Source organism: Streptomyces sp. NPDC014656 (genome assembly GCF_043084305.1).
Lineage (GTDB): Bacteria > Actinomycetota > Actinomycetes > Streptomycetales > Streptomycetaceae > Streptomyces.
This window is the reverse complement of the sequence record NZ_JBIBZN010000020.1, coordinates 123,406-132,477: the sequence shown is the minus strand read 5'-3', so window position 1 is coordinate 132,477 and position 9,072 is coordinate 123,406. Positions and strand designations below refer to the sequence as shown.

Here is a 9,072-nt window from a genome sequence, read left to right as displayed (position 1 = left end):
GCGCGCGGTCTCCTGCGGAGACACGACGCGGCGTGACTGCGTCACGCCAAAGGCGCTGCGCCGCTGCGCGGCGCTGGGCTGGGTGGGGTGGGGGCGGGCACCTTCGGTGACCGCGGGGTGGTGGGGGTGGTGTGCCGGGTGCGGGTGTGGGGTGGGGGGTTGTTTATGGTGGGGCGCCCGCCTGCGGCGGGGGGTGGTGCTGGTAAGTGGGTTGGTGTGGTGGGTGGTTGATGGTGTGTTGGGTGGGGTGGGTGGTGTGCGGCCCCTGCGGGGCCGGCGGTGCGTGCCAGCCTCTTGTCGTGGTCGTGTGGTGTTGCTTCGAGGGGTGGCGGGGTCGTGCTCCAGGGAGCCAGGGGCCACCGTGTGGGGTGTCACTGTAAGTGACAGTGAGGAGGGAAGCTTGGAATGGTTGTCTAGACCTGCATCGGATCATCCCAAACCACCTATATATTCCGCCAACTACCAAATAACTTCCGGTGTATGAGGAACACGCAAAAAGCTGTCGGCACACACCTCCTGGCGGGACGTCAACGCCCCATACGGAAAGCGCATCAAGACGAACCGTCACCCAACACCGCTCCGAAGACAGACACCACCACAGGAGCACACCGACAGAAGGCGGTGTGACGGTGTGCAGCCGGGCGGTGCCAGCTGCGGAGCATGCCGCCCGTGCGATCGAGCAGGCAGGTGTCCTACGTCGGCGGCCGGGAGAGAGGCTTGGGAAACAGCCCCTCACGTGCATACGGAAACCGCATACACGAGGGTGGTCACCCCACATGCGAAAACCGCATCCCCCCCCCTTACCCCACACCTGCGGGGAGCAGCCCAGGCCCTGTCCCGCCCCGCCGCAGGAGCAGGGGCAAGCGCCACGACCGATGTTCCCGAGCCGCCCGCAGGCAAGGGGCAGAAGGCGGACGCCGACGCCGCGGAGAGCAGCGCCGGCCCGACCAGAGCTTCCCTGACACGCAGTACCGACCCGACAAAGAACCCCTCCCCCCGCCCCAGCCAGTGCTGGGAGGAGAACCGCAGTCGAAACACCCTCCCCCACAGCTCTCAACACACCCCACCACCAGGAAAAAGCCTGAAAGGCCCCCAGCACCCCCACACCCACCACACCACCACCCAAAGACAGACCCCGTCAGCTCCCACGCCGCCAGGAACCCTCACAAACAACAGGCCGGCACGCAGGCACCCGGACAGGGCCAGCACAGGCGACAAGCGGGGCACCCGGGCGGGCGCAGCGACGGGCCCCGGCCCTTCACCGACACAAACCCCCACCACACGATCAAAGACAGACAGCGGCAGGAGCAGAAACAGCACACCGCAGCGGCAGGAACACCCACCGACAACCACACACCCGTATGCGATTTCCACATGTGACATACAGAACCCAGCCCCATGCGGAAAACACATCACCCACACCACCGGGAAACCACCTCACACCACCAAAACCACCCCCGCGCGCACGGAGAACAGACGATCGACCTGACGGACACGGCCGTCACCACGGGGCCACCCCCACGCGCGAGGAACAACTCGCGTCGCACAACACGGGACCGAACCCCGGAACCACCACCCACCCAGACAGGAAACAGCCGGCCAGGAACAAAACACAGCCATCCCCCAGAAGGAGCCATCCCTACAGACGCAGGGAACAGGACGGCGGCCAACGTGACCCACTCATTCACAAGGGACCATCCCCGCGAGCGCGGGGAGCAGTCCGGCGCGAGGTAGACAATCCCGGTGCCGATGGGGCCATCCCCGCGAGCGCGGGGAGCAGACTTCCTGACCAGCCGTTCTACCCGACGAGGGCCCGCTCCCAAGCAACTTTCACCGAAACCGACAAAAAGCCCCTTGGGGGCCGGATAGCCCCTACGGTGAGTTCGGTGGTGAGCACCCCTGAGCATGGTGAGCAACCACAATGAACCTCTCCCGCACTCACCACACCCACCAACCACAACGTCCTCAAGGGGCCCTCCCCGCAAGCGCAGGGAGCAGCAGTTCCTCTACCTGATCGCAGGCGGAACTGCAGGACCATCCCCACGAGAGCGGGAAGCAATCGCGAAAGCCCCCCAGATCGTGGCTCAGCTCGGATCCATCCCCGCACGAGCAGGGAGCAGTGGTCACCAGCCGGGCCAGCCGGCTGCAGTGGGAACCCTCCCCGCAGACGCGGAGAGCAGCCGACCCGGGCGTTGGCCAGACGGCGGTTGAGGGGACCATCCCCACACGGATACGGGGAGCAGATCTCGGCGTGGTCGGCGACCCAGTCGTCGAAGGATCCATCCCCGCGGGCGCAGGAAGCAGTTGCCCTTTTTACCGTCGACCCACCCGTCCTGGGGGCCATTCCCACGACGGGTGGGGAGCAGCACTTGAGCCAGCCTCCCATCGCCTTAATCCCGGGGTCATCCCGACGAGGGGGAGCAGGAGTGGAGCGACTGGCAGGCGTGATGCGCCACGGGTCCATCCCCGTATACGCGGGGAGCGGTTCAGCCTGGGGTTGTCCTTCACGGCGGCCTTGATCGCGGGACCATCCCAGCAAGTGCGGGAAGCAGCTGTTCATTACCGGCCCGCCAGTGTCCGTCATGGGACCATCCCCGCGCGCGGAGAACAACCGCTCTGCGTTATCGGCGACAAAGCGAAGAAGGAGTCATCCTCGCGCGATCCGAGAGCACGGTCACGGCTGGGTGGTGAGGATTTTCAGGGTTGACGCTCCAGGGTGAGGACGGCTGCGGTGGTGGCCTTCATGGGGTTGGGGCTGCAGCGGGCTTTGCGGAAGATGCGCCAGGGCTTGAGTCGCGCGACGCTTCGTTCGACGGGTGCCCGCGCCGCTGTCAGGGTCCGGTTGACCGTCTGCTGGGTCGTGGTGAGGTCCCGGTTCGGGAGCCGTGTGATGGGTGTGGTCGCCCAGGGGGCGGCGTCGATGTAGGCGCGGTCGGCGAGGACGGGGACGCCCTGGTGTTCGCAGGTCCGGATGGTGCAGTGGGTGCGGCCGGGCAGGGCGGGGGAGATCCACAGCAGCTTGCCGGCGGGATCGGCGACGACCTGCACGTTCACGCCGTGACGGCGGTGCTTCTGCGAGAAGTCCGCTCGGCTGTCGCCGACGCGGTCGCACTCGGCGAGCGTTCCGTCGAGCAGGACGTAGTCCGGATCGGTCTCGCGCAGGACCCGCAGGAGGCCCGGTGCCCGGCCGGACGGGTGCTGGACGACTGCTTTGACGTAGGCGTGGGCGGTGCCGACGGATATGCCGAAGCCCGCGGCGATCCGTGCGAGCGTGGCGTGGCGGCGGAGGTGGACCAGGCCGACGAGGGAACGCTGGTGGGGCGGTAGCTTGCAGCGGCGGTCACCCTCACGGGTGACGATGAGCATCGTGACCCACTCGACCAGGGCCTGCGGCAGGACGGGGAACCAACAGGGCTCCTGTGCCGATGGGTTGAGACTTCGAGCACCTCCCTCGACGGCACGGGAGCCTCGTGCGTTGCGGTCCTCACCTCGACCTGACCGGCGTCACTCGGTCAATGGCCACCCTGAAAGAACTCACGGTCACCAGCCCGGTTATGACAAGCACGATCCGGGCGGGAAGAACGGAGGCGACTCTCGCGACGGCACCCGGGCGAAGACCGTGCTGACGGACGTCGGCCCGGTGGAGATGTCCGTGCCGCGTGACCGGGACGGCTCGTTCGAGCCGAGGATCGTCAAGAAGCGGCAGAAGCGTCTGTCCGGGGTGGACGAGATGGTCATCTCGCTGTCGGCGAAGGGACTGACCACCGGAGAGGTTCAGGCCCACCTGGCCGAGGTTTATGGTGCCGACGTCTCGCGGCAGACGATCTCCACGATCACCGACAAGGTCCTCGAGGGCACGGCCGCGTGGCAGAACCGGCCGCTCGACCCGGTCCGTCCGGTCGTGTTCATCGACGTGATCCATGTGAAGATCCGCGACGGGGCCGTCGCCAACCGGCCCATCTACGTCGCTTTGGCGGTCACCGTCGAGGGCCGGCGCGAGATCCTGGGGCTGTGGGCCGGGGACGGTGGCGAGGGCGCCAAGCACTGGATGCACATCCTTACCGAGATCAAGAACCGCGGCGTGAACGACGTCCTCACGCTGGTCTGCGACGGGCTGAAGGGCCTTCCCGACGCGGTCGAGACCGTCTGGCCGAGGATGGGCGACCGACTTCACGACCGCGCCGGCGGTGACACGGGACCGGCTGTTCAGCACGGCCGTGCTCCGGCCGCAGGAGGCCGGGGCGCGGGATGTTTCTTTCAGGCGTTGATGCCGACGGAGGAGACGTAGGCGTAGGCGTTGTAGTCGGAGTCGAGGTCGGAGATGACGTCGTCCCAGATTTCGTCGACGGTGTGGGCGTCTTTTTTGGCCCAGGCGTCGACGAGGTCGGTCCAGATGTAGCGGACGGTGATGGTGCGGGTGCTGAGGTCGCGGCGGTATTTTTCTTCGACGTGGGTCTGGTCGACGGGGTGGATCTCCATGCGGCGGCCCTGGCCGTTGTTGTCGAGGTGTTTCGCGAGCCAGCCGGAGCGGATCAGGTTTTCCCGGCGGCGGTTCCAGTAGGCGGTGTCGATCTTCTCCCGGCTCGCGGGTGTCGGGGACGTCTTTCCTTTCGCCTTCATCCAGGTCCGGATCGTGCGCGGGGAGACGCCCTGGGCGACGAGTTCGGCGCGGCCGGCGGGGCTGTCGAGGTAGCGCAGGCGGGCGGTGAGGCCGCGTTTGGTGGTGACGGGTGAGGTGATGCCGGAGGTGTGGACGACCCGGTTGAGTTCGGTGATGAGGGCCTCGCCGCCCTTCATGCCCGCGGCGTCGGTCTTGCGCCACTGTCCCCAGCGGGACCACAGGTCGGGGGATCCGTTCATCAGCGCTCACCTCCGAGGACGTAGACGTCCTTCTGTTTGACCTGGTTGAGGTCCCTGCCTTGCGGGAAGACGGTCTGCCAGTCGCCGACGACGTGGAGTTCGTCGGTTCCGGAGATCTCCACGACCTTCAGGCCGGCGGTGTGGGCCTTGTGGGCCTTCATCCAGAGGTTCGCGAACGCCTTCGCCCGGATGATGTGCATCCAGTCCGGACGGCGGATCTCCCGGTTCGCGCTGGACTCCCCGATGGTCGAGACGAACTTCGAGTACATCGCCTTGACGTAGGCGACCGTCACCTCGTCGCCCTCGGCCAGAGCGGTCTTGCGGGTCTCGGCCAGCGCGCGGCGCAGCTTCTCCAGCAGTGCCTCGGAGGCGCCGGAGACGAGCGAGCGGTGGATGACCGGTGTCTCCGCGAGGCCTTTGCGGGCGCAGTCGAGGAGCAGCCGGAGGGTGGATTCCGTCACCCACAGTTCGCCGGGTTCCATGCGGTTGCCGAGCGGGTTGGGCAGGTCGGGGTGGTGCCAGTCCGCGGGGGTGATGAGGTGGACGCCGGCCTTCTTGGGGTCGTGGACGCCGGTGGTGTCCTCGCGGAGCTGGCCGATGGGGAGGTGGCACTTGAGGGCGGAGAGGTAGGCGGCGTTCATGTCGAGCGCGGTGACCTCGAACCGCTCCCCGTTCCTGGCCGCCTTGACGAGCGCGGTGTTGCGCCACTTGGGGCGGCCTTCCCAGATCTCGTCCGCGCCCTTCTGTGACTTCTTCCGCAGGATCTCCGCGGTGGGCGGGAACTCGGAGTGCTCGTAGCGGCCGCCGACCCGGGAGGACTTCATCAGCGCCATCACGTCCGGGATCGCCGCCTTGACCAGCACGGCCTGCGCCGTGTCCAGGTCCCCGGCGTGCTCGGCGAGCACGTCACGGACACGGCCGGTGATCTGCTCCACCAGCGTCCCGGAGGCGTAAGCGGGGGCGCCACGACGTGGTGCCGAAGGCACGGAAACCGAGTCCGTCGAGTCCGTCGAGTCCGTGGGAACGACCGCAGCGGGCGTAGGGGTCGGCTCCGCAGACACGGGCGCGGTGGACGGCTGCTCATGGTCGGTGGCGGCGGAGGGGTGGACGGGGGCCGCAGCGGGAACGACCGCGGGGCGGGAGGCGGCAACAGCGGCCGCGCAGTCCTCTGCGGTTAGATGCTGGGGGAAACCGTCGAGCTCTTCGGTGGCGGGCTGCCCGCACAGTACGCAGGGGGACGCCGGAGCCGGCGGCACCGGGGGTTCTGCGGCACCGGCCTCGGTGGGGGCCGGCGTCGTGGGGGCCGCCCGCAGGCTCACGGGCTCCAGCGGCGGCAGGTCGCCCCGCGAAACCCCAAGAGCGTGAGTGGGGCCGGCCAGAAGGTCGAGAGCGTGGATCCGGTAATGCTCGGCGAGGAGGTCCACGTCCTCCAGGGACCAGCGGGCGCGGCCGGTGAGCTTGCGGGAGATCTGGGCCTGGGCCTGTCCGAGACCGGCTGCGAGATCCGTCTGGCGCTCCCCTCTGTTCGCCATCAGGGCCGCGACTGTCACTCTCAAGTCGTCTTCGATACCAGCCATGATGCAACCCTATCACTTTTGATGCATAATTCGCATACCAATTGACAGAATTAGATTCAGAACGTTCGTTCGGTAGGCGAGCCTGCGGGTCGACCGGGGAACGTACGGCGGCGCGGGATGCGTCGGCGGCGAGGGGCTCCGGGTGGTGACGGCCGGGCCGACGGTGGAGGAAGAGGAGGCCAGGAGCGAGTCGGTCCTGGTGCCGGGGCGGCCGATGGTGCCGGTGGTGTGGGCGAAGGCGGCGTCCGGGGCGGTCGGGGCGCGGTCCATGGTGGTGTTCGCCAACGGCAAGGGCGGCCTGGGCGGAGCGGGGCCTCTTCTCTCAGGAGTTCTCGCGCCCGTCCCGCGCGTCGCCGGTCCCGCCGACAGCATCCCGCTCAGGCGCGTGGAAGCACCGGTGGCAAGAGCTCCTCCGGCGGCCTCCCGTCCGTCATCGTCATCTCCGTGACGGACCGCGGGCCGCCGGCCGCAGGATCGAGCGGTGCGGCCGCGTCGAGGACGTCAAGGTCGGGGCGCGGCTCGCGCGGACCGGAGGGGACCGGTTCGCCGTCGGCGCCGGACTCCTCGGCCTCGGCGATCCCGCTCAGGCTCCGGGGCGGGCGCGGTTCGCGGTGCGGAAGCCGTGGTGGGCGCGCCAGGACAGGACCGACCAGCGGGACTGGGCGGAGAGCAGGGACCCGGTGCTCAGCCAGGAGGCGGTGGAGAGGAGGGAGAGGGCGGATCCGATCGAGCCGGCCGACAGGACGCTGCCCACCGAGCCGATCGAGAGGACGCTGCCGACGGAGCCGACGGACAGGACCGATCCGACGGATCCGATGGAGAGGATCGACTCCTTCGAGCCGATGGAGAGGAACGATCCGCGGGGGCGTGACAGGGGCATGGGGCCATCGTGCCAGGCGGGTGGGGGCGGGGGCAGGGTCCGACTTGGCACAGTCGGCGCGGCTCACGGGGACGGCACGGCAGGAGGTGCGGGGTGGGGGCGTCGTGGCGAGCATCGTTGCCGGGCCGCCGGCCCGATGCTCGCCGTCCATGGAGGGGAACCATGAAGAAGACCGGACGACTCGGGGTCTATCTGACCGCCGCGGTCACCGCGCTCGGCATCGCACTCGTGCCGCAGCCCGCGGCCGCCGCCGCGGACTGCACGTACACGTCCAGCGGTCTGGTGCCGCTGAACGACCTGGGGACGGGTACGTACAACGGTCTGACCGGGGGTCTGTATCCGGGGGGCAGCAATGTCCGGCCCGCCGCGCACACCGCGGCGGGGGTGGACCTCGCCCAGAACGCGGTGCTGCCGCGCAACGCCGCCGGTCAGGTCGATCCGGTCAACGGCAAGGTGGTGCTGATCTCGATCGGCATGTCCAACACGACGCAGGAGTTCCAGAAGTTCGTCGCGGCGACGAAGACGTACGGGAACCTGAACGACAAGCTCGTGATCGTCGACGGTGCGCAGGGCGGCAAGGACGCCTCCGCCTGGGCGAACCCTTCGGACGCCACCTGGTCGGTGCTGGCCGGCCGGCTGTCGAACGCCGGTGTGACGCCGGCGCAGGTGCAGGCGGTGTGGCTGAAGGAGCAGTTCGTCGGGGACAACCTGGGGGCGTTCCCGCAGGGTGCGCAGAATCTGCGGAACTCGCTGGCCTCGATCGCGCGCAACGCCCGGGCGAAGTACCCCAACCTGGCGCTCGGCTATGTCGCCAGCCGCATCTACACCTACGCCCCGGCGCGCGGCGCGGGCGCTTACCAGCAGGGCTGGGCGGTCAAGAAGCTGATCCAGGACCAGATCAACGGGGCCTCGGACCTGGCGTACGGGGCGGGCGGGGTCGCGCCGTGGCTGTCGTGGGGGCCGTACATGTGGGCCGACGGTCTGGGCTCGGACGGGGTGGCCGGTGGTACGCCGGGGCGTGGCGACGGGCTGGAGTGGGCGTGCTCGGATCTGGAGTCGGACGGGGTGCACCCCTCGGCCTCGGGTGAGCAGAAGGTCGCGAACCTGGTGCTGAGCCAGTTGTCGACGGACCCGACGTCCACTCCGTGGTTCAACCGGTAGGGGGCCGGCGGTGCCGTACATCGAGATACCTTCACCGGTGCCGGGGATCCGGGGCCTGATGGCGAGCAAGCCCGCTTCGGGGCGGCTGCTGAGCGGGCTGGCCGAGCAGTTGTTGCGGGGTGACTCGCCGCTGTCGGTGGGTGAGCGGGAGCTGATCGCCGCGTACGTGTCGTACGGCAACGGGACGCGGTACTGCACGGGGTCGCACACCGCGGCCGCGGCACACGCCCATGGCGGGGACTACGCGCTGGTGGAGGCCGTGCAGAAGGACCTGGAGACGGCTCCGGTGAGCGAGCGGACGCGGGCGCTGCTGGCGATCGCGGGGAAGGTTCGGGGTGATGCCCGCACGGTGGCCGAGGAGGACGTCGCGGCCGCGCGGGCGGCGGGCGCGGACGACGAGGCGATCCATGACACGGTGCTGATCGCCGCGGCGTTCTGCATGTTCAACCGGTACGTCGACGGGCTCGGGGCGATCACTCCGGAGGATCCCGCCGTGTACGACCGGATCGGGGCGACGCTGGTGGCCGAGGGGTACCTGCCGCAGGGCTCGGGCTGACGCCGGCGGGAACGGGTGTCCTGTGGGGCTCCGGCGGC

The 9,072-nt window shown here is 69.0% G+C and carries 7 protein-coding genes and 1 pseudogene; 4 read left to right on the top strand and 4 right to left on the bottom strand.

What is annotated here, in order from left to right:
• Positions 1-2,697: 2,697 nt before the first annotated feature.
• Positions 2,698-3,366 (bottom strand): transposase family protein, encoded by a 669-nt coding sequence (locus ACF1ED_RS33430; RefSeq protein WP_391766968.1) that lies wholly within the window; start codon positions 3,364-3,366, stop codon positions 2,698-2,700.
• A gap of 184 nt (positions 3,367-3,550) precedes the next feature.
• On the opposite strand from ACF1ED_RS33430, the pseudogene ACF1ED_RS33425 reads away from it, so the two are divergent.
• A pseudogene (locus ACF1ED_RS33425) lies at positions 3,551-4,153 on the top strand (IS256 family transposase); the annotation flags it as partial.
• A 104-nt stretch (positions 4,154-4,257) separates the two neighbouring features.
• Here ACF1ED_RS33425 and ACF1ED_RS33420 read toward each other — a convergent pair.
• Both ACF1ED_RS33420 and ACF1ED_RS33415 read right to left on the bottom strand, forming a co-directional pair.
• Entirely contained in the window at positions 4,258-4,860 is a 603-nt protein-coding gene (locus ACF1ED_RS33420) for a hypothetical protein (RefSeq protein WP_391766966.1), read from the bottom strand.
• A complete protein-coding gene (locus tag ACF1ED_RS33415) occupies positions 4,860-5,846 on the bottom strand; it encodes a dihydrolipoamide S-succinyltransferase (RefSeq protein WP_391766964.1) in 987 nt (328 codons plus the stop codon). The genes ACF1ED_RS33420 and ACF1ED_RS33415 overlap by 1 nt, the downstream gene beginning before the upstream one ends.
• Positions 5,847-6,251: 405 nt before the next feature.
• Between ACF1ED_RS33415 and ACF1ED_RS33410 the strand changes: the two genes are divergently transcribed.
• On the top strand, positions 6,252-6,482 hold the full coding sequence (locus tag ACF1ED_RS33410; RefSeq protein WP_391766962.1) for a hypothetical protein: 231 nt from the start codon (positions 6,252-6,254) through the stop codon (positions 6,480-6,482).
• A 538-nt stretch (positions 6,483-7,020) separates the two neighbouring features.
• Here ACF1ED_RS33410 and ACF1ED_RS33405 read toward each other — a convergent pair.
• Positions 7,021-7,317 (bottom strand): hypothetical protein, encoded by a 297-nt coding sequence (locus ACF1ED_RS33405; protein WP_391766960.1) that lies wholly within the window; start codon positions 7,315-7,317, stop codon positions 7,021-7,023.
• A 162-nt stretch (positions 7,318-7,479) separates the two neighbouring features.
• Between ACF1ED_RS33405 and ACF1ED_RS33400 the strand changes: the two genes are divergently transcribed.
• Positions 7,480-8,478, top strand: a complete 999-nt coding sequence (locus ACF1ED_RS33400) for a hypothetical protein (protein ID WP_391766958.1) — start codon at positions 7,480-7,482, stop codon at positions 8,476-8,478.
• Positions 8,479-8,536: 58 nt separating this feature from the next.
• On the top strand, positions 8,537-9,034 hold the full coding sequence (locus ACF1ED_RS33395) for a carboxymuconolactone decarboxylase family protein (protein WP_391766956.1): 498 nt from the start codon (positions 8,537-8,539) through the stop codon (positions 9,032-9,034).
• The last annotated feature ends 38 nt before the right edge of the window (positions 9,035-9,072 follow it).